This is a genomic window from Bacteroides galacturonicus, assembly GCF_003096855.1.
Classification (GTDB): Bacteria; Bacillota; Clostridia; order Lachnospirales; family Lachnospiraceae; genus Lachnospira; species Lachnospira rogosae.
Map to the genome: position 1 here is coordinate 153,377 of NZ_QEOA01000004.1, position 22,220 is coordinate 175,596.

Genomic DNA, 22,220 nt, shown 5'->3' on the forward strand with positions numbered 1-22,220 from the left:
ATTTAATTAGAATAGATATTTTTAATAGATAAATGGATATAAGGAAAGAAGATATTAGTAAAATGAGGCTGAGAGTTGGAATATGTAATAACGAAATAATAAATGCCCAGACAGAGCTTGTCATAAGCCATATTAAAAAGGTACACAAGGATGTGAGCTTTACTAAGTTTGATATAGGCGGTGGCAGGCATTTTAATACATCAGGAATAGCAGGGGTGCCTGAAAATGTATTATGTAATATGAATGATGTTGTGCCGTGGTCAGTAGCTGTATCTGATGCAATATCAGCAGGTTATATAGATGTGGGAGTTACAGGTCTTAATGAACTTTTTGCTAATGATATGTCTGAAATATTAAAACAAGGTGTCACACTTAGTGCAATAACAAAAAGGCGGGACACAAGGGCTGTGCTTATAACTAAGAAGAAACGAAGAAGTGCTGATACAGATAATAAAGTAAAGCTTTATACGGACAATTACGATAAGCTTAAAAGGTGCAGATACATTTATGATAATACCGGGTGCCAGCTTTTAGATACAATAGAGGACTGCATTGATATGCTTATGGAAAATGAGTGTGATGGGGTATTTGCAGGAAGCGATAATATAAGAATGTTAAGGCTCAACCACATAAGAGGCTGTGATTATAATTATGTGGAGAATAATATATATATACCGGATACAGGGGAGGCAGTGTCTGCAATACTTACTGCTGATGATGAGGAAATATGCAGTATTATAGGGAAGGCAAGCGATGAGCAGACTATAAAGATAATAGATATTGAAAGTGCATTAATAGGGCGGATTAAGTCTTACGGAATGGTAGATGATGCAAAGGTGATTGTATCATTTAATGGTAAAAATGCTGTTATTGCAGCCAATATATACAGGGGTGATAAGAGCTTCCGATGTGAGGTGAAAGGCGAAGATGTATATATTGAGAGAATGATGGATAAACTTGTAAGACAGATTTTGCATAAATTAGCGTGATTAATATTGACAGATATGTTATTATTAAAATGTTGAATTATATATAGACTAGATGGGAATGGTAATTTATGGAATTTAAGAAGATAAATGAAGACAAGTTTCAATGCCTGTTATACGAAGAGGATCTTGAATATAATAATATAACACTTGATGATTTCTTTAGAAATGACACAGAAAAGATACATAATCTGTTGGAAGTTATTATGGACGAAGCACATAAGAATATAGGAGTTGAACTTGGTGGCGGCGTTATGTCATTACAGCTTGCACCACAGCCAGACCATTCAATCCTTCTTACTGTATCATCAGGAAAGGAAGATTTTGGTAATATGTTAAAGCAGGCAGGCGAGAGAGCTGCAAAAGCTTTAGGTGACAGGTCAAAGAGTGAGAGTAATGTTATAAAGAATGGCGGTGAGGATCTTAAAGCTCCGGAGTTTGCGGCATTTGATAAGTTGAAGGATATATTTGACCAGATGAAAGACATACCTGAGGCAGAGAAATTTATAAAAGAAGCTAAGAAAGCGAAAGATAATAAGCCAAAGGTCAGTGATGTTGTGACTGTAGGCTATGGCGTATATATTCTTGACAGCTTTGAGGACTTTGAAGATATGTGTATGGTATGCCCTAAGGTATGGGGAGTTGCCAATGGAATATATAAGAAGGACAACCGGTATTATCTTGTGCTTGAGAAGGGAAGATGTGCCAGGGAACGCTATAACTCAATATGTAATGTTATAAGCGAGTATGCACGCCTTGACTCAGAGAAAGAGCAGAGAGTTATATGGGTTAAGGAGAATTGTGAGGCGGTTATAAAAGCCAACGCGATTAATAAAGTTAAGAAGTATTTATAATTAAGGGAGAAGAATATGAGGTATCCGCATTTTCTTGCCTGTAATGGAAATATAGGCTTCGTTGCACCATCATTTGGCTGTGCAACGGAGCCTTATATTACAGGTTTTAAAAAGGCACAGGAGAGATTTAAAAATCTAGGTTATGGAATAGTTAATGGTCCTAATGTATATGAGGCAAATGGAATAGGAATAAGCAATACGCCAGAGCTTTGTGGACAGGAGCTTACTGATATGTACACATCTGACAAGTCTGATGCATTAATATCATGCGGCGGAGGTGAGCTTATGTGTGAAATTCTTGGTTATGTTGACTGGGATAAGATTGTTAAAGCAGAACCTAAGTGGTTTATGGGATATTCAGACAATACGAATTTTACATTTCTGCTTAATACAATAGCTGATACTGCAAGCGTATATGGACCTTGTGCGGCGGCATTTGGTGTAGACAAGCTTCATAATTCCCAGCTTGATGCAATCGGCGTGCTGACGGGAGAAAAGCTTAATATAAGTGGTTATGATATGTGGGAAAAGGAGTCTTTAAAGACAGAGGACAATCCCACGCCAGCGTATAACCTTACTGAGAAAAAGGTGCTTACAGCTTATATAGGAGATAAGAAGCTTGATAATAGTTCAGAAAGCTTTAATAATATAAAGGCATCAGGCAGGCTTATAGGCGGATGTATGGACTGCCTTGTCAACCTTTTAGGAACTAAATACGACAAAGTTAAGGAATTTAATAGTAAATACAGCGATGATGGCATTATATGGTTTCTTGAAAGCTGCGACCTTAATGTATTTTCAATAAGAAGGGCTATGTGGCAGATGGACAATGCTGGCTGGTTTGAGAATGTTAAGGCATTTGTAATTGGAAGGCCACTTGTATATGGACAGGAAATGATGGGACTTGACCAGTACAGTGCTATTATTAAAACAGCAGGAAGATACAATGTTCCGGTAATTATGGATGCAGATCTGGGGCATCTTCCACCAGCAATGCCTGTAATAAGCGGTGCATATGCAGAAGTTTCTGTTAAAGATGATAATATACATTTTTCATATGAGTTAAAGTAATATATAAAATGTATATATTATGATGAAAAGTGTAAAATGTACCAGATATGATGAAATATGTAAAAATTTTATGCTTATAAAACATAAAAACGTATAGAATTCAGATATCTTGCAAATGTATGGAATATACTGTAAAATAAATAAGATTAAGCGTTAAATATATAAGTATATACTTCGCGGATAAAGGAGGATTTATAATGGGAATGACAATGACACAGAAGATTCTTGCGGCTCACGCAGGTCTTTCTGAAGTTAAAGCAGGACAATTAATTGAGGCGGACTTAGACCTCGTACTTGGTAATGATATTACATCTCCAGTTGCCATTCATGAAATGGATAAGATGACTGTTAAGACAGTATTTGATAAGGATAAGATTGCACTTGTTCCAGATCATTTTGTGCCTAATAAGGATATTAAGTCAGCAGAGCACTGCAAATGTGTAAGAGAATTCGCAGCAAAGCATGATATTACTAACTACTTTGAAGTAGGACAGATGGGTATTGAGCACGCTCTTTTACCAGAGCAGGGACTTACAGTAGCTGGCGATGTTATTATCGGTGCTGATTCACATACATGTACATATGGTGCACTTGGTGCATTCTCAACTGGTGTAGGTTCAACAGATATGGCAGCAGGTATGGCAACAGGTAAGGCCTGGTTTAAAGTACCATCAGCTATTAAGTTCAATCTTACAGGAAAGCTTAACCCTTGGGTAAGCGGTAAAGATGTGATTCTTCATATTATCGGAATGATAGGTGTTGACGGAGCTCTTTATAAGTCTATGGAATTTGCTGGTCCGGGAGTATCTACACTTACTATGGATGATAGATTTACTATTGCCAATATGGCTATAGAGGCAGGTGGAAAGAACGGAATATTCCCTGTTGATGATCTTGCAAGAGAGTATATGAAGGAACATTCTAAGAGACCATTTGTTGAATATACAGCAGATGACGATGCAGAATACGATCAGGTGATTGATATTGACCTTAGCACAATTAAGTCAACAGTAGCATTCCCACATCTTCCAGAGAATACACACACAGTTGATTCTATAGATGATATCAAGATTGATCAGGTAGTTATCGGTTCATGTACTAATGGACGTATTGATGATTTAAGATGTGCCGCTAAGATATTAGAAGGCAGAAAGGTAGCAAAGGGCTTAAGAGTAATCGTTATCCCAGCTACACAGAAAATATATATGCAGGCTATAGAAGAAGGTCTTGTACAGACATTTATTAAAGCAGGAGCAGTTGTCAGCACACCAACCTGCGGACCATGTCTTGGTGGATATATGGGTATCCTTGCAGAAGGCGAGAGATGTGTATCAACAACTAACAGAAACTTCGTTGGACGTATGGGACACGTTGATTCAGAAATATATCTTGCAAGCCCTGCTGTTGCAGCAGCAAGTGCAGTTACAGGCAAGATAAGCCAGCCATCTGACCTTGGTTTATAATATATTGTAATCAGCACACTGAATATATTTAGAAGATACATAATTATTATGAATTATAAATGTGTACGAATACACAGGAAATGAGGAGTATATGAAAGCAGAAGGAAGAGTTTTTAAATTCGGCGATAATGTAGATACAGACGTTATTATTCCTGCAAGATATCTTAATTCTTCAGACCCAGCAGAGCTTGCTACTCACTGTATGGAAGATATCGATAAGGATTTTGTGAAAAATGTTAATAAAGGCGACATAATTGTTGCTAATAAGAACTTTGGATGTGGTTCATCAAGAGAGCACGCACCTATAGCTATTAAGGCAGCAGGTGTAAGCTGTGTTATTGCAGAGACATTTGCAAGAATATTCTACAGAAATTCAATTAACATCGGACTTCCTATTATAGAGTGTCCAGAAGCAGCTAAGGCTATCAATGCAGGTGATGATGTAGCCATAGACTTTGACAGCGGCGTTATCACAGATAAGACAACAGGACATACATTCCAGGGACAGGCATTCCCAGAATTTATGCAGAAAATCATAAAGGCTGAGGGACTTGTGAATTATATCAATAATAAATAAAAAATGCATTACACACCGGTGCTGCTTAATGGACAATAATTCTAATTCTATTGAGCTTTGTGGCAGACGGACGAAATACAACAAAATAGCGGCTATATATCAACATCAGGCACGCTCCCGCTACTCTCAAACGCAGCGGATACTAAGGTGCTAAAGGACAGCACCTAAGTACCGGCGTTTTCAAAGTACCTGATTAACGATATATAGCCGCTATTTCGTTGTATTTCTGGGTGCTGGCAGAAGATAGATGCAGAGGGTTTAGTGGCAAGCACAATCTGTATGTCATATAATATGTATTTGCCTATAAGATGGATGTAGAGAGCATTGGCAGGAGACAGGTGCGTATTGTATATGAGAGGTATAGGTGTAGTCGGAACATAGATTATAGAATATATTCTATATGAAGGGGGGTCTGACCGCCTGGATTGCAGTGGATAGTTAGTTGCTGGCGATTGTAGTTCACAGTAGGTAGATTGCACAGATTAGCTGGTTATAATATAGTATTGCAATATAGAATATAGGAATAAAAATAACAGATATAACACAATTACACCAGTTGAAATAATTACAATGTAATTTTGTTATATCTGCTATATCTGTTATCTATTAAGAAGCCAAGTGAATAAGACAAATACCCTTTAAATGAATAGACACCCAGCGGGCGGAATAGCCAATATATCAAAAGTCAGGTGCTTTGAAAACGCCGGTACTTAGGCGGTGTCCTTTACCGCCTTAGTATCCGCTGCGTTTGAGAGTAGCGGGAGCGTGCCTGATGTTGATATATTGGCTATTCCGCCCGCGTCCGTTGTCAATTAAAAGCTATCCGTTGTCAATTGAAAGCTATCCGTTGTCAATTAAATTTATAACCCACTAATTGTCAATTATTTCACTTTTTCCGCCAGCCTCTTAACATACTCAATCACCCTCTTAGAAATCTTCACACTATTATAAGCAGCCGCATAAGTAATGTGCGATATATCCTCAATATAATTCCTTGTATAACTCACCGGAAACACCGGTTCTAGCATATCAGCTGCCTTATTATAAGCAATAGCTGCCTCATATTCCGTCCCATAAGTCCCTATTATAAAATCACCATTAATGTGAATTCTGCTCTGGAACATTATACGTCCGTTTTTTACAATCTGGCTCACGCCATTATATTTATTGACTACACACACATTTTCATATCTGAAATCGTGTTCGTCATTATTCCTGAAAATGTAATCTTTTCCTTTAACGGAATGACTGCGTATTCCAAATCTGGATAAAATGCTTGTCTGCATACCATAATCATTTACGAAATAATAACCGCCGCGGCACATAATTGTGTGGTGCGAATAATAGAAAAGGTCATCAATGGAAAATATAAGAGTATTCCCGGGTTCAAGAAAATACAAAAATGCCTTGTTGCACAGGTATATGGGTGTCTTAATATATATGCCATTGTCGCGGAAATTAATAAGACTTATGAACTTAGAATAAGGAAAATCAATATGACATTCGGCGTATGATGAAGTATGAAGGTCAATATTAACATAATATATATCAGGCTTAAAAAGTATATCGCAAGCAGTACAGTAAACCTGTGAGGCTGTATTTTCATCATCATAACTTCCGATACTTATATGTTTATTCTTATATGTTATTGAAACCCTGTAATATACAGAGCCGTCTTTTTTATTGGTCTTGTAAACACCTTTAGCCAAGTTGTGGTTCTCCTTTAACGTATCTTGATTATTATGCTATCATATATTAGTGATATGTTAATTTGATTTTATAATAAATACATTGCTATCTTAATAATATTGTATATATTACTGTCAGCCGGAAATTGTCTAATATTTATCAATCCTATAAATTATATGATAAAATTAGTAATAATTCAATATACCTATTGTTTTTCGTATCATTCCTGTTGTATAATGGTTTCTGTTTAAAGCATTTTTAACAGGAATCCGGTTAGTGATGATAAAGCTGTTCCATTTACCAGATGTTGTTCTGGCAGGTACATATGTATGTGGGAGACGGTTATGCATCAGATTGACTGTGATTCACCCCAATAAAATAAGAAGGTGGAATAAGAGATGAGTTTATTTTACAGAAGTACAAGGGATGATAGTGTAAGAGTAACAGCCTCACAGGCTATATTAAAGGGACTTGCTCCAGATGGTGGATTATTCGTACCAGAATCTATTCCTTCATTAGATAAGAGCTTAGAAGAACTTTCAAAGATGTCTTATAAGGAAGTTGCTTATGAAGTTATGAAGCTTATGCTTGATGACTTTACAGAAGAAGAGTTAAAGAACTGTATTGACAAAGCTTATGATTCTAAGTTTGATACTGAAGAGATTGCACCATTAGTTAAGGCAGAGGGTGCATATTTCTTAGAGTTATTCCATGGTGCAACTATTGCATTTAAGGATATGGCTTTATCTATATTACCACACTTACTTACAACATCAGCTAAGAAGAATGATGTTAAAAATGAAATAGTAATACTTACAGCAACATCAGGAGATACAGGTAAAGCAGCTCTTGCAGGTTTTGCAGATGTTCCAGGAACAAGAATTGTTGTATTCTATCCTAAGAACGGTGTAAGCCCTATTCAGGAAAAGCAGATGGTTACACAGAAGGGTGCTAATACTCACGTAATTGGAATTAAGGGTAACTTTGATGATGCACAGACAGGTGTTAAGAATATATTTGGTGATAAGGAACTTGAAAAGGTTATGAACAATGCCGGCTTCCAGTTCTCATCAGCTAACTCAATCAATATAGGACGTCTTGTTCCACAGATTGTATACTATGTATATGCATATGCAAGACTTCTTGCTAACGGAGAAATCAAGGCAGGTGAAAAGATTAATGCAGTAGTTCCTACAGGTAACTTTGGTAATATCCTTGCTGCATTTTATGCTAAGAATATGGGACTTCCTATTAATAAGCTTATATGTGCTTCTAATGAGAATAAGGTGTTATACGATTTCTTTACAACGGGTGAGTATGACAGAAACAGAGATTTCGTTCTTACAACATCACCATCTATGGATATTCTTATCTCAAGCAACCTTGAAAGACTTATCTATAGAATAGCAGGCAACAGTGCTGAGAAGAACAGCGAGCTTATGGCTTCACTTAAAGAAACAGGTAAGTATGAGATTACTGCTGATATGAAAGCACAGCTTTCAGATTTCTATGGCAATTATGCTACAGAGGCGGAAGATGCTGCTACTATAAAGGATTTATATGAAACTTGTGGATATGTTATAGATACGCATACAGCAGTAGCTGCTACAGTTTATAACAAGTACAAGGCAGACACTAAGGACGAAACTAAGACAGTTATAGCTTCAACAGCAAGCCCATACAAGTTTACAAGAAGCGTAATGGAAGCAATCGACCCTAAGTATGCTTCAATGGGTGACTTTGAACTTGTAGATAAGTTAAGCGAACTTGCTAAAGTAAAAGTTCCTAACGCTATCGAAGAAATCAGAACAGCTCCAGTCCTCCACAACACAGTATGTGAAGTAAGCGAGATGACCAATGAAGTAAAGAAATTCTTAGGAATATAATCTAATCCTAAGTAATTTCTATTAAGAATAATTTTAACCTCAATAAAACTGCTGTGTAAATCAGGCAAAGCCCCAGATTTACACAGCAGTTTTTTATGTAATAGGAAATTCTGATAGAATTATCGCACACGGATGTGCGATGGAGCGAATACGCAACAGGACGTTGCGTCTGAGCGTTTGTGTCCATCATAACCACAACAAAAGGAAAGTCTTAGAAATATCCAATCAGCTTTCTGGTGCCCGAAGCCCCACCCCCTTCTCCAAACACTTAATAAAGTTTATAATTTATTTATACAAAAAATTAAATTAATTGTTGACATCACCCTTGCAAAGTGATACCTTAATTATGTTGATATTAGCACTCCTAATTATTGAGTGCTAACAACAAAGAAAAGGAGGTATGTCATGGGGCTTGATGAACAGCTTGATGAGCGTAAAGTAAAGATACTTAAAGCAATCATTAAGAACTACTTAGAAACAGGCGAGCCAGTTGGTTCAAGAACGATATCTAAGTTCACAGACATGAAGCTTAGTTCCGCGACAATAAGGAATGAGATGGCAGACCTGGAAGAGCTTGGGTATATAGTTCAGCCACATACATCAGCAGGAAGAATTCCTACAGATAAAGGCTACAGATTATATGTAGACGATATGATGTCTGAGAAAGAACAGAACATAACCAACAGAGAGAACGAGGTTGCTGTTAAAGAACAGGAATTAAGTTCAATGAAGGATATGTTAGGTGAGAAGGTTGAAAAGGTAGAAGAGCTTCTTCAGAATGTTGCCAAGGTTCTTGCCAAAGATACTAATTATGCAACTATGGTAACGACACCTAAGGTAACAGGCAATAAGCTTAAGTTCGTTCAGTTATCACAGCTTGAAGCCAATAAGATATTAGCCGTAATAGTTATGGAAGGCAATCTTATAAGGAATAAGGTGATAACAGTAAGCGAGGATTTGTCACAGGAGAATTTGTTAAAGCTTAACATTCTTATTAATACAACACTTACAGGGCTTACTCTTGAACAGATGAATTTGAGCATTGTTTCAAAGATGGAAAATCAGGCAGGAGAACATATTAATCTTGTCAAAGAAGTTCTTGATGCGATTGTTGATACAATAAGCAGCGCAGATGATTTAAAGATATATACAAGCGGTGCAACCAACATATTCAAGTATCCAGAACTTAGTGATTCAACCAAAGCCAGTGAGCTTATATATGCCTTGGAGGAAAAGCAGAGCCTGTCAGATCTTGTTGTTGATGATGACAATAGTGTTGATGAACAGGATAGTAGTTCCAACAATGGTATTCAGGTATATATAGGAAATGAAACACCGATTGAATCTATGAAAGACTGTAGCGTTGTAACAGCAACATATGAATTACAGGATGGAATGAAGGGTACAATTGGTATTATTGGTCCAAAGCGTATGGATTATGAAAAGGTTGTGGAAACCTTGAAGAATATGAGGACGCAGTTGGATGATGTATTCAAGAAATCATAGAAAGGTGAGGAGATAAGGTGTCTAAGAAAGATAATAACATTAATAATGTTGATGAAGCAGATGTTAATATTAATGATACAGATGTTACATCAGATACAGATAAAGACGCTGATACTGTAGAAGCTCAGGGCTCGTCTGACGCAGATGTGAAGGCAGAGAAATCTGACAACGCAAGTGATGCGCAAGGAGCGGAGGAAACAGTTGATATAAATAATAAAAAGGACCAGAAGGACGCTGTGATTGAGGATTTACAAGATCGTTTGAAGCGTCAGATGGCTGAGTTTGACAACTACAGAAAGCGTACTGACAAAGAAAAGTCAGCAATGTTCGAGATGGGAGCTTCGGATGTAGTAAAGAAACTTCTTCCGATAGTAGATAATTTTGAACGCGGCTTTAAGTCAGTGACAGAGGAAGAGTTACAAACACCATTTGCCAAAGGTATGGATATGGTTTACAAGCAGACAATTAAGATGCTTGAAGACTTACAGGTTAAGCCAATCGAGGCAGTTGGTTCAGAGTTTAATCCTGAATTTCATAATGCAGTTATGCACGTGGAAGATGACTCTCAGGGCGAGAATATTATCGTTGAAGAGTTCGAGAAGGGTTACACATATAGAGATGTGGTTATCCGCCACAGTATGGTAAAGGTTGCTAACTAATACATCAGAATATTTAGTTGATGTATAATGGTATGAGCTTTTACCAGAAGTAAAGTATGTGGGTAGTTGTGATATAGAAAGAAGTCGTTTACAGGCTTAGGGCTTATCAGAACAATACACACACTTGTAACAAATAGAATTGATATTATTAAACAGTATGTCTATATAAGACATAGAAAGGAAGATAATTATGAGCAAGATTATTGGTATAGATTTAGGTACAACTAATTCATGCGTAGCTGTTATGGAAGGTGGTAAGCCAGTTGTTATTACTAACACAGAAGGTATCAGAACTACTCCATCAATAGTTGCATTTACAAAGAACGGAGAAAGATTAGTAGGTGATCCTGCTAAGCGTCAGGCAGTTACTAATGCTGATAAGACAATTTCTTCAATCAAGAGACATATGGGTACAGATTACAAGGTTGATATTGATGGTAAGAAGTACACACCACAGGAAATATCAGCTATGATTCTTCAGAAGTTAAAGGCTGATGCTGAGAGCTATCTTGGTGAGACAGTTTCAGAAGCTGTTATCACAGTTCCAGCTTACTTCAATGATGCACAGAGACAGGCAACTAAGGATGCTGGTAAGATTGCAGGCCTTGATGTTAAGAGAATTATCAACGAGCCTACAGCTGCTGCTTTAGCTTATGGTCTTGATAATGAACACGAGCAGAAGATTATGGTATATGACCTTGGTGGTGGTACATTCGATGTATCTATCATTGAAATCGGTGATGGTGTAATCGAAGTTCTTGCTACTGCTGGTAACAACAGACTTGGTGGTGATGATTTTGATAATGCTATTACACAGTATATGTTAGATGACTTCAAGGCTAAGGAAGGCGTAGATCTTTCTACAGATACAATGGCACTTCAGAGATTAAAGGTTGCTGCTGAGCAGGCTAAGAAGGAATTATCAAGTGCTATGCAGACTAACATCAACCTTCCATACATCACAGCAACAGCAGAAGGTCCAAAGCATTTTGATATGACACTTACAAGAGCTAAGTTCGATGAACTTACACACGACTTAGTAGAAAAGACAGCTGAGCCAGTTAAGAACGCACTTTCAGATGCAGGTCTTACAGCTTCAGAACTTTCAAAGGTATTATTAGTTGGTGGTTCTACAAGAATTCCAGCTGTACAGGATAAAGTAAAGCAGTTAACAGGTCACGAACCTAACAAGTCACTTAACCCAGATGAATGTGTTGCTATCGGTGCTTCTATTCAGGGTGGTAAGCTTGCTGGTGATGCCGGTGCTGGTGATATCCTTCTTCTTGATGTAACACCACTTTCACTTTCAATTGAGACAATGGGTGGTATTGCTACAAGACTTATCGAGAGAAATACAACTATTCCTACAAAGAAGAGCCAGATATTCTCCACAGCTGCTGATAACCAGACAGCCGTTGATATCAACGTAGTACAGGGTGAAAGACAGTTTGCCAAGGATAACAAGTCACTTGGACAGTTCAGACTTGATGGTATACCTCCAGCAAGAAGAGGTGTTCCACAGATTGAAGTTACATTTGATATCGATGCTAATGGTATCGTTAATGTATCTGCTAAGGATCTTGGAACAGGCAAGGAGCAGCATATTACAATAACAGCTGGTTCTAATATGTCTGATGAAGATATCGATAAGGCTGTTAAGGAAGCTGCTGAGTTCGAAGCTCAGGATAAGAAGCGTAAGGAAGCTATCGAAGTTCGTAACGAAGCTGACTCTATGGTATTCCAGACACAGAAGGCTCTTGATGAAGCTGGCGACAAGCTTGATGCTAACGACAAGGCAAATGTTGAGGCAGACCTTAACGCACTTAAGTCACTTGTTGAATCAACAGATGCTGAGAATATGACAGATGCTCAGGTTGATGAGATTAAGGCAGCTAAAGAAAAGCTTATGACATCAGCACAGAACCTCTTTGCTAAGATGTATGAAGCAACTCAGGGTGCAGGCACAGCCGGTGCTGGTTCTGATATGGGAGCTGGCGCAGGTGCTGATAATGCACAGGGAAGCGCACCTTATGGTGATGATGTTGTAGATGGTGACTACAAGGAAGTATAATTAAGTGATATATATGATGTGGTCTATGATTATTGAAGGTTATAATATCAGAGTTAATGCAATTAACAATGATTAATTATGGAGTTATATAAAGACTTCTTAAGACTTGACAATTATAGATGAAATCAGAAAGGAAGTCAGGACTCATATCAGGGTACCTGACTCCTTTCGGGTATAGAAAGGCGGAACCTATATGGCAGAAAAGAGAGATTATTACGAGGTCCTTGGTGTGCCTAAGGACGCAGATGATGCAGCAATTAAAAGAGCATATAGACAGTTAGCTAAGAAGTATCACCCTGATATGAATCCGGGAGATAAAGAGGCTGAGGCTAAGTTTAAGGAAGCATCAGAAGCATATGCAGTTCTTAGTGATGCAGATAAGAGAAGACAGTATGACCAGTTCGGACACGCAGCATTTGAAGGCGGTGCAGGTGGAGCTGGCGGTGGCGGCTTTGATTTTGACTTCGGTGATATGGGCGATATATTTGGTGATATATTCGGTGGCATGTTCGGAGGAGGTTCAAGCAGCAGACGTAACAGCAACGGACCAAGACGTGGTGCAGATATAAGAGTTAATGTAAGAATTACATTTGCTGAGTCAGTTACAGGAACTAAGAAGAAGATAGATGTAACACTTAAGGATGAATGTTCTAAGTGTCACGGAACAGGTGCAAAGCCGGGAACAAGTCCTGAAACTTGTAAGAAATGTGGCGGACGTGGACAGGTAACAGTAACACAGCAGTCATTCCTTGGAATGATGAGAAGCGTACAGCCTTGCCCAGATTGTCACGGAACAGGTAAGATTGTTAAAGAAAAGTGTCCAGACTGCTATGGAACAGGTTATATAAGCAGCAAGAAGACAATTGAAGTTAATATACCTGCTGGTATTGATAATGGACAGTGTGTCCGTATTCAGGGCAAGGGCGAGCCAGGTACTAATGGCGGTCCAAGAGGAGATTTATTAGTAGCTGTAATGATATCAGCAGATCCAGCATTTGAGAGAGATGGATATAACATTTTCTCAGATGTTGTAATAAGCTATCCTACAGCAGTTCTTGGCGGAGAAGTCAAGGTAAAGACTGTTGATGGTGAAGTTATATATGAAGTTAAGCCGGGAACAGCTTCTGGCACAAGAGTAAGGCTCAGAGGCAAAGGTATGCCAACATTAAGAAATCCTCAGACAAGAGGAGATCATTATATTACACTTATTGTTGATATTCCTACAAAGCTTAATAATGAACAGAAAGAAGCACTTATGGAATATGATAAGACACTTACAGGAGAGGAACACAAACATCCAAAGAAGAAGGGCTTCTTTAAATAAATGCATAAAGTTCTTATAAAAATACAAACGAAATATATCATTTCATTGTTGTTTTTAAAGAATTATGATATAATCAAAGACACTGAGAAGTATCAGTCGAATAATTAAAAGAAAGGGGCTATTATTATAATGAGTAATATAGCAGATAAGTTTGAAGAACTTGGAGTAATTCCAGTAGTAGTATTGAATGATACAAAGGACGCACTTCCATTAGCTAAGGCATTAGTAGAAGGTGGTCTTCCATGTGCAGAAGTTACATTCCGTACAGAAGCAGCAGAGGAATCTATCCGTCTTATGCACGAAGCATATCCAGATATGGTACTTGCAGCAGGTACAGTACTTACAACAGAGCAGGTTGACAGAGCTGTAGCAGCTGGTGCTTCAGTTATCGTAAGCCCAGGTTTTGATCCAGAAATCGTTGATTACTGTATCTCTAAGAATATTCCTGTAATGCCAGGTATCGTAACACCATCTGAACTTGCTCAGGCAGTTAAGAGAGGTCTTACAAGAGTTAAATTCTTCCCAGCTACAGCAGCAGGCGGAATTAAGATGATTAAGGCTATGTGTGCAGCTTACACAACAGTAAGAATTATGCCTACAGGTGGTATCAATACATCTAACCTTGAAGAATTCTTATCTTGCGATAAGATCTTCTGCTGTGGTGGTTCTTGGATGGTTAAGGGTGACTTAATCAAGGCTGGAGAATTCGATAAGATTAAGGATATGACAGCTGAGGCAGTTGCTTTAGTTAAGGAAATCCGTTCTAAGTAATTAGTTCAGGCTACATAATTCAGATTATCGCTAAGATGACAATTGAATAATATTATTTAAAAGGGCTTCATATATCTGTGTGACAGGTATATGAAGCCCTTTTGCTCATAATATTAATAAATATTTATTGATAATTAGTTATCTACAGTAACATCAGAATTAAAGGTTTCTTTATTGACAAGGCCTTCCTGATTAGCAACGATAGTTGTACATACAGCATCACCAGTGATATTAACGGCTGTTCTTAACATATCAAGAATTCGGTCAATACCCATAATAAGGGCAATACCTTCTGTTGGAACACCTACGCTCTGGAATACCATTGCAAGTGTTATAAGACCTACAGATGGCACACCACTTGTTCCGATTGAAGCAAGTGTAGCTGTTATAATTACTGTAACAAGGTCAGATGGAGAAAGTGTAATTCCAAATATCTGTGCTACGAATATTACGGCAACACCCTGCATAATTGATGTACCGTCCATATTAACGGTAGCACCAAGTGGTATTGTGAAAGATGATATTTTCTTGCTTACACCAAGCTTTTTATCAAGTGTGTTGATTGAAAGCGGAATTGTTGCATTTGATGTAGCTGTTGTAAATGCGAAGTTCATAACTGGGAAGAACTTCTTTAGAAACTTAAATGGATTAAGTCTTGTAAAGAGAAATAAAAGTAACTGGTATACTACGAAGCACTGGATAGCAAGTGCGAGTATTACGCAGCCCATATATTTAAGCATTGGAACAAATGCGTCAAAACCAATATTAGCAAATGTTCTTGCGATAAGGCAGAATACACCGATAGGAGCTGCCTTCATAACTGCCATAGTCATTTCCATCATAAGGTCATTGAACTGACTGAAAAAGTTAGCTACAGTTGATGCCTTATTACCCATTTTCGCTAAAAGAATACCTACGAATAATGCAAATACGATAATTGGAAGCATATCAGCAGTTGCAAGTGATTCAACAGGATTCTTAGGTATTATGTTAAGAAGTGTTTGTGTAAGTGGTTGTTTCTCAGTGATAGTTACACTGCTTGTAGATACATTTTCAATTGTAACGCCAATACCAGGATTGATGAGCATAGCAACTGATAATGCAACTGATACAGCAACAGCAGTAGTAAGAAGATAGAAAAGAATAGTTTTAATACCTACTTTACCAAGTGTCTTAGTATCACCGATAGCCATACTTCCGCATATAAGTGAGCAGAATACAAGTGGAACTACAAGCATCTGCATAAGGCGGATAAAACCTTGTCCAATTACATAGAGGACACCCTCAACGATAACTGAATCACGGATATAGCCTGCTGGCATAAAATAGTGGATTAAAACACCACTTATTGCACCGGCTATAAGTGCTATGAATATCTTAGTAGAAAGCCCCATAGGCTTTTTTGTGTTTTTTAAAGATTTTTCCATTCTTTAGCAGCCTCCTGATAAATTAATATATTCTTTAAGCGCATCTTTCCAGTTCTTAGGCTGTTCAATGTGTTCAAGTCTTAACATCATATTATCAAGAACTGAATATACTGGTTTATTATTGTTGGCAGGAACAAGTTTTAACTTGTCTGTTGCATTGGCATATTCAAGAATAGTCCTGGCATATTCAAGACGGCTGCAAGAGCCCTGACATACAGCATGGTATATTCCAAGACACTCATTTTTAATGAAATATTCAATAATTCTGGCTAGCTCAGAAGCGCTTGTAGGACACGCATATTCATATTCAGATACAGTGAGTTCATTTACAGAAGGATCTTTAACTGCTGAAAGTACAGTGTTAAGGAAATCCTGTCCTATTCCATATACCCAGCTGCTTCTTAGTATCACATAACGCGAACAGAAAGACTGTATATAAGCTTCGCCGGCAAGCTTACTTTTACCATATATATTTCTAGGATTAGGTGTATCAAATTCATTATAAGAATGATCCTCTGTACCAGAGAATATATCATCTGTAGATATGTGAATTAGCTTTGCACCGATAGACTGTGCCATAACAGCAAGGTTTCGTGTTCCTACAGCATTTACCGCAAATGCTTTGTCAGGATTAGTTTCGCAGCCTGCAACATCACTGTAACCAACGCAGTTGATAATGATATCAGGACGATTAACTCTTGCATAATTGTTGACAGCTTCAAGGTCTGTAACATCGACTTCGTCAACATCAGTAGGGAATATTTCATACTCACGGCAGTCTAAGAGAGCAGAAAGTGCAGTACCAACGTGGCCTTTGGCACCGGTAATCCATATTTTTTCCATATAACCTCCATTCCAGCACTAACGCTTTCGCATAGTGCATTAAATATAATTTGTAATTTAGCTGCATATAATATATGTTAAAGAATAAGTGGGACAGCTTATATTATAATATGTTTATATGCAAACAATTAATTATACAATAAACTTGGTATTTGGCAAGTATTTTAAAAATGAAAATTATGCCATAAGATTTTAACAGGTTATAAATAATTGCTGGTTATAAAAATTATATAAATAGATTACAATATTGGCAAGGTATGGTACAATATATAAGTATATTGATTTTATTGATTAGATGAGGTTATGAGATGAGTTTTGACGTTAAAAAGAAGATAGAAGAATTGAATAAATCAGACATAATAAGTGGCAGTAATGCAAGATATGATATTGTCCATGAAGAAGAATTGAAAGATCTTAATTCAGCAGGTATTATATTAAGACATAAGAAATCAGGAGCGAGGGTTGTCGTTATATCTAATGATGATAATAATAAGGTATTTTCAATAGGTTTTAAGACACCACCTTTTAACGATACAGGAATGCAGCATATAATTGAACATTCAACATTGTGTGGTTCAAGAAAATATCCTGTTAAAGATCCATTTGTTGAATTGTGCAAGGGTTCACTTAATACATTTCTTAATGCTATGACTTATCCAGACAAGACAGTATATCCAGTGGCAAGCTGTAATGATACTGACTTTAAGAATATTATGGATGTATATATGGATGCAGTGTTCTATCCTGCAATGTATGAAAAGCCAGAGATATTTATGCAGGAAGGCTGGCATTATGAACTTGATAATGCAGATGATGATATCAAGTATAATGGCGTTGTATTTAATGAGATGAAGGGGGCATTTTCATCACCAGATGACGTGCTTTCAAGATATACATTTGTATCATTATTCCCAGATACTGTATACAAGAATGAATCGGGCGGTGACCCTGAGATTATAACAGAACTTAAGTATGAGGATTTCCTTAAGTACCACAAGGAATATTATCACCCATCTAACAGCTATATATATATCTATGGCGATATGGACGTTAATGAAAGACTTGAATATCTTGACAGGGAATATCTATCAGACTTTGATGTATCAGATGTTGATATTCATGCCAATATAGAAAGACAGGCAGCATTTGACAAGCCTGTATATGAAACAAAGCCTTATGCCATAACAGAAGATGAGTCATTAGAGGATAATACTTATCTTTCATATAATGCAGTTATTGGAACTTCTGTTGATGCCAAGCTTTATCTTGCATTCCAGATACTTGATTATGCACTTGTTATGACACCGGGAGCACCTGTTAAGCAGGCACTTTTAGATGCAGGTATAAGCACTGATGTATATTCAAGTTATGAGACATCACTTTACCAGCCTGTATATTCAATAGTTGCCAAGAATTCTAATTCTAAGGAGCAGGACAGATTTGTATCAGTTATCAATGACACATTAGAAAAGCTTGTTAAGGACGGAATTAATGAAAGAACAATAGAAGCTGGAATTAATTATTACGAATTCAAATACAGGGAAGCAGATTATGGTCCATATCCAAAGGGACTTATGTATTATCTTACTATGATGGATAGCTGGTTATATGATGAAACAAAGCCATTTATCCATATAGAGGCGGGAGATACATTTGATGAGTTAAAGAAGAATGCCAGAAATGGATATTTTGAGAAGCTTATAAAAGAATATCTTCTTGATAATAACCACAAGTCAATTATAAGCCTTGTGCCTGAATATGGACTTGAGAAGGAAAAGGAACAGAAGGAAGCGGACAAGCTTGCAGAGTATAAGAGCACATTGACTAATGACGAATTAGAAGAGCTTGTTAAAAAGACAAAGGAGTTAAAGGAATATCAGGATACTCCATCAAGTCAGGAAGATCTTGAAAAGATACCAATGCTTGAGCTGTCAGACATTAAAAGAGAGCCTGCTAAGGATTATAATGATGTCAAGAGTGTTGATGGAATTAAGATAGTACACCATAATATATTTACTAATAAGATTGCATATATTAATATGTCATTTGACACTAAGTGTGTTCCAGATGAACTTATACCATATATGGGCTTGTTAGGCTCAACATTAAGTCTTATGGATACTAAGAATTATACTTATCCAGAGCTTACTAACGAGATTAATATTAACTGCGGTGGTCTTGCAACAGGAACAGCTCTATATAGCGATAAGGTTGATTTTAGTAAGAATACAATTGTATATGAGGTTAAGAGTAAGGCATTATATGAGAAAGTTCCATTTGTTCTTGGTATGATGGAAGAGATTATGTATAATACCAGATTTGATGACTATAAGAGATTAAAGGAGATAATTGCAAGAATTAAATCAAGACTAGAAGCTTCTCTTATGGGGCAGGGTCATTCAATTGCTATGTTAGAGTGCTGCGCACAGTTCTCAGAGTCGGCTTATTACTCAGATATATTAAGGGGTTACAAATATTATGAGTTCATTAAGAAGCTTGATGAAGAATTTGAGCAGAATAAGACACAGATAGTGGATAAGCTTAATAAGCTTGTTGGATATATATTCAATAAGGATAATGTTATAGTAAGCCTTACAGCAGATGATGAAGGCTATGACTGCTTTGTCAAGGCATTGTCAGCCAAGAGCTGTAATATCAAAGATGAACATTATAATACAGCAGTAAGAAGCTTTATACCGGTTAATGTAAAGACTGGATACACATCAGCATCACAAGTTCAGTATGTTGCAAGATGTGGTAATTTCGTAAAAGACGGATATAAGTATACAGGAGCACTTAAAGTGTTAAAGGTTATATTCTCTTATGATTATCTCTGGATTAATGTAAGGGTTAAAGGTGGAGCTTACGGCTGCATGAGTGGTTCATCAAGAAATGGTGATTTCTATATGGTATCTTACAGGGATCCTAATCTTGAAAAGACTAACGATATATACGAGGGTGCGGCTGATTATATAAGGAATTTTGATGTCAGCAGAAGAGATATGGTTAAGTTCATAATAGGAACCATTGGAGAGATAGATGCACCTCTTACACCATCAGCTATTGGCAGCAGGTCATTTACACATTATATGTGCAATTGCACAGAAGATATGTTAAGAAAAGACAGGGAAGAAGTTCTTGATGCGACAGTTGAGAGTATAAGAGAACTTGCTCCACTTATAGAATCAGCAGTTGGGCAGAATTATTTATGCGTAGTAGGTAACCAGAAGCAGATTAATGAGGCAGCAGATTTATTTGATGAAATAAAGCCTCTTATCGGATAAATGATATTGGATATATAAGGAGAATACGATGAATTTAGATGAAATGCTTAAAGCCAGTGGAATAAGCGGCGGTGCTGCTTCTGGCAACGACAATGTGAAATCGGGATTTGTAACATTTATTGGAAGACCTAATGTTGGCAAGTCTACACTTATGAATAATATTATAGGGCAGAAGATTGCGATAACATCTAATAAGCCACAGACAACAAGAAACAGGATACAGACAGTGTATACAGATGAGAGAGGACAGATTGTATTTGTTGATACGCCGGGTATCCATAAGGCTAAGAATAAGCTTGGTGAATATATGGTAGGAGCTGCTGAGAAGACTATTAATGAAGTTGATGTTGTGTGCTTTATAGTAGAACCAACAACATATATCGGAGCAGGTGAGCAGCATATTATAGAGAAGTTAAAAAAGGTAAATGCACCTAAGATATTAGTAATCAACAAGGTTGATACTGTAAAGAAAGAGGAGATACTTCCTGTAATCGACTGCTACAATAAAGAGCTTGAATTTGATGAGATAATTCCAGTATCAGCAAGAAATGGCAGTAATGTTGATGACCTTGTAACAACAATATTCAAGTATCTTACTTATGGACCTATGTTCTATGATGAAGATACTGTTACAGACCAGCCATTAAGACAGATTGTTGCAGAGCTTATAAGAGAGAAAGCACTTCATGCCCTCAATGAAGAAATTCCACACGGAATAGCTGTTGTTATAGATACATTTAAAGACAGAAAGTCATCTAAAGGCAAGATTACAGATATAGATGCAACAATAATATGTGAAAGAGATTCACATAAGGGTATTATCATCGGCAAGGGTGGTGAAATGCTTAAAAAGATAGGAACTAATGCCAGGTATGAGATAGAAAAGCAACTTGGCAATAAGGTTAATCTTAAACTCTGGGTGAAGGTTAAGAAGGAATGGAGAGACAGCGACATTCTTATAAAGAATTTTGGCTATGATAAGAAAGATAACAAGACACAGAATTAATCCGGAGGTGGCAGGGTGGCTGATGTAGTTTCTGTCACAGGATTTATATTGTCGAGTATGCCTGTTGGAGATTATGACAGACGTGTTGTCATACTCAGCAGGGAGCTTGGTAAGATAGCGGCATTTGCCAAAGGAGCAAGACGTCCTAACAGCCACCTTATAGGAGTTACAAGACCATTTATATTTGGAACATTCGAGGTGTACAGGGGCAGGGACTCTTACACAATACAGAAAGCCAATGTTACGAATTATTTTGAAGAGCTTGTAAGCGATCTTGATGGTGTGCTGTACGGATATTATTTTGCGGAGCTGGCAGAATATTATGGCAGGGAAAATCTTGATGCCGCAGATATGATTAATCTTTTATATGTTGCATTTAAGGCACTGGTTAATAAATCATTACCCAATGAACTTGTAAGATATATATATGAGATACGGCTGATAGCCGTTAATGGAGAGTGTCCGGATTTCTTTAGCTGTGCAGGCTGTGGAAGTGAGAAGGAGTTACAGTTATATTCATATAAGGAAAATGGAATGTACTGCGTGGAGTGTGCTGCCTCGTCGGGTGACGGAATAGTGCTTCAATCTTCAACCTTGTATACATTACAGTATATTATTACAGCACCACTTACAAAGCTGTTTAACTTTGTTGTAAAAGCTGATGTGCTAAAGGAACTTAAAAAGGTGGTGAATAGAATAGAATTTATCACATTTGATAAACATTTCAAATCCAAAGAAATGCTTGATATTGGTTAAGAGTATATAGGTTTTAAGAAGATATTAATTTTAATATTATATTGGTT

17 protein-coding genes are annotated in these 22,220 nt (G+C 37.2%); 14 read left to right on the forward strand and 3 right to left on the reverse strand.

Going from position 1 to position 22,220, the window contains the following annotated elements; genetic code table 11:
- Window positions 1-62: 62 nt before the first annotated feature.
- From C7390_RS05705 to leuD, 5 genes are all read left to right on the forward strand, one after another.
- The gene (locus C7390_RS05705) at window positions 63-989 is read left to right on the forward strand and encodes a hypothetical protein (RefSeq protein WP_055174117.1); all 927 of its coding nucleotides are present in this window, start codon (window positions 63-65) and stop codon (window positions 987-989) included.
- Window positions 990-1,057: 68 nt separating this feature from the next.
- Window positions 1,058-1,840 carry an adaptor protein MecA gene (locus tag C7390_RS05710; RefSeq protein ID WP_116443760.1) on the forward strand — a complete coding sequence of 261 codons (783 nt, stop codon included), beginning with the start codon at window positions 1,058-1,060 and terminating at the stop codon, window positions 1,838-1,840.
- A 15-nt stretch (window positions 1,841-1,855) separates the two neighbouring features.
- Window positions 1,856-2,911, forward strand: a complete 1,056-nt coding sequence (locus C7390_RS05715; protein ID WP_116443761.1) for a S66 family peptidase — start codon at window positions 1,856-1,858, stop codon at window positions 2,909-2,911.
- A gap of 197 nt (window positions 2,912-3,108) precedes the next feature.
- Window positions 3,109-4,374 (forward strand): 3-isopropylmalate dehydratase large subunit, encoded by a 1,266-nt coding sequence (gene leuC, locus C7390_RS05720; protein WP_022502659.1) that lies wholly within the window; start codon window positions 3,109-3,111, stop codon window positions 4,372-4,374.
- Window positions 4,375-4,465: 91 nt separating this feature from the next.
- Entirely contained in the window at window positions 4,466-4,951 is a 486-nt protein-coding gene (leuD, locus tag C7390_RS05725) for a 3-isopropylmalate dehydratase small subunit (protein ID WP_116443762.1), read from the forward strand.
- A gap of 881 nt (window positions 4,952-5,832) precedes the next feature.
- Here leuD and C7390_RS05730 read toward each other — a convergent pair.
- On the reverse strand, window positions 5,833-6,660 hold the full coding sequence (locus C7390_RS05730) for an AP2/ERF family transcription factor (RefSeq protein WP_116443763.1): 828 nt from the start codon (window positions 6,658-6,660) through the stop codon (window positions 5,833-5,835).
- Window positions 6,661-7,038: 378 nt separating this feature from the next.
- Between C7390_RS05730 and thrC the strand changes: the two genes are divergently transcribed.
- The 6 genes from thrC (at window position 7,039) to C7390_RS05760 (ending at window position 14,857) form a co-directional block, all read left to right on the forward strand.
- Window positions 7,039-8,526: a threonine synthase gene (gene thrC / locus C7390_RS05735; RefSeq protein WP_055174122.1), complete on the forward strand. Its 1,488-nt coding sequence runs from the start codon at window positions 7,039-7,041 to the stop codon at window positions 8,524-8,526.
- A gap of 405 nt (window positions 8,527-8,931) precedes the next feature.
- A complete protein-coding gene (gene hrcA / locus C7390_RS05740) occupies window positions 8,932-10,032 on the forward strand; it encodes a heat-inducible transcriptional repressor HrcA (RefSeq protein WP_022013297.1) in 1,101 nt (366 codons plus the stop codon).
- Window positions 10,033-10,049: 17 nt separating this feature from the next.
- Complete coding sequence (gene grpE, locus C7390_RS05745) at window positions 10,050-10,691, forward strand: nucleotide exchange factor GrpE (RefSeq protein WP_022013298.1); 642 nt, start codon at window positions 10,050-10,052, stop codon at window positions 10,689-10,691.
- Between the two features lie 190 nt (window positions 10,692-10,881).
- A complete protein-coding gene (gene dnaK / locus C7390_RS05750) occupies window positions 10,882-12,762 on the forward strand; it encodes a molecular chaperone DnaK (RefSeq protein ID WP_116443764.1) in 1,881 nt (626 codons plus the stop codon).
- Window positions 12,763-12,955: 193 nt separating this feature from the next.
- A complete protein-coding gene (gene dnaJ / locus C7390_RS05755) occupies window positions 12,956-14,086 on the forward strand; it encodes a molecular chaperone DnaJ (protein ID WP_022503199.1) in 1,131 nt (376 codons plus the stop codon).
- A gap of 129 nt (window positions 14,087-14,215) precedes the next feature.
- Window positions 14,216-14,857: a bifunctional 4-hydroxy-2-oxoglutarate aldolase/2-dehydro-3-deoxy-phosphogluconate aldolase gene (locus C7390_RS05760; protein ID WP_022503200.1), complete on the forward strand. Its 642-nt coding sequence runs from the start codon at window positions 14,216-14,218 to the stop codon at window positions 14,855-14,857.
- Window positions 14,858-14,991: 134 nt separating this feature from the next.
- Here C7390_RS05760 and C7390_RS05765 read toward each other — a convergent pair whose 3' ends face one another.
- Entirely contained in the window at window positions 14,992-16,284 is a 1,293-nt protein-coding gene (locus C7390_RS05765; protein WP_022503201.1) for a dicarboxylate/amino acid:cation symporter, read from the reverse strand.
- A 3-nt stretch (window positions 16,285-16,287) separates the two neighbouring features.
- Window positions 16,288-17,127 (reverse strand): dTDP-4-dehydrorhamnose reductase, encoded by an 840-nt coding sequence (rfbD, locus tag C7390_RS05770; protein WP_022503202.1) that lies wholly within the window; start codon window positions 17,125-17,127, stop codon window positions 16,288-16,290.
- A gap of 308 nt (window positions 17,128-17,435) precedes the next feature.
- Between rfbD and C7390_RS05775 the strand changes: the two genes are divergently transcribed.
- The 3 genes from C7390_RS05775 to recO are packed head-to-tail and all read left to right on the forward strand — an operon-like array spanning window position 17,436 to window position 22,173.
- The gene (locus tag C7390_RS05775; protein WP_116443765.1) at window positions 17,436-20,411 is read left to right on the forward strand and encodes an insulinase family protein; all 2,976 of its coding nucleotides are present in this window, start codon (window positions 17,436-17,438) and stop codon (window positions 20,409-20,411) included.
- A gap of 28 nt (window positions 20,412-20,439) precedes the next feature.
- Window positions 20,440-21,417 carry a GTPase Era gene (era, locus tag C7390_RS05780; RefSeq protein WP_082421519.1) on the forward strand — a complete coding sequence of 326 codons (978 nt, stop codon included), beginning with the start codon at window positions 20,440-20,442 and terminating at the stop codon, window positions 21,415-21,417.
- Between the two features lie 15 nt (window positions 21,418-21,432).
- Window positions 21,433-22,173 carry a DNA repair protein RecO gene (recO, locus tag C7390_RS05785; RefSeq protein ID WP_116443766.1) on the forward strand — a complete coding sequence of 247 codons (741 nt, stop codon included), beginning with the start codon at window positions 21,433-21,435 and terminating at the stop codon, window positions 22,171-22,173.
- The last annotated feature ends 47 nt before the right edge of the window (window positions 22,174-22,220 follow it).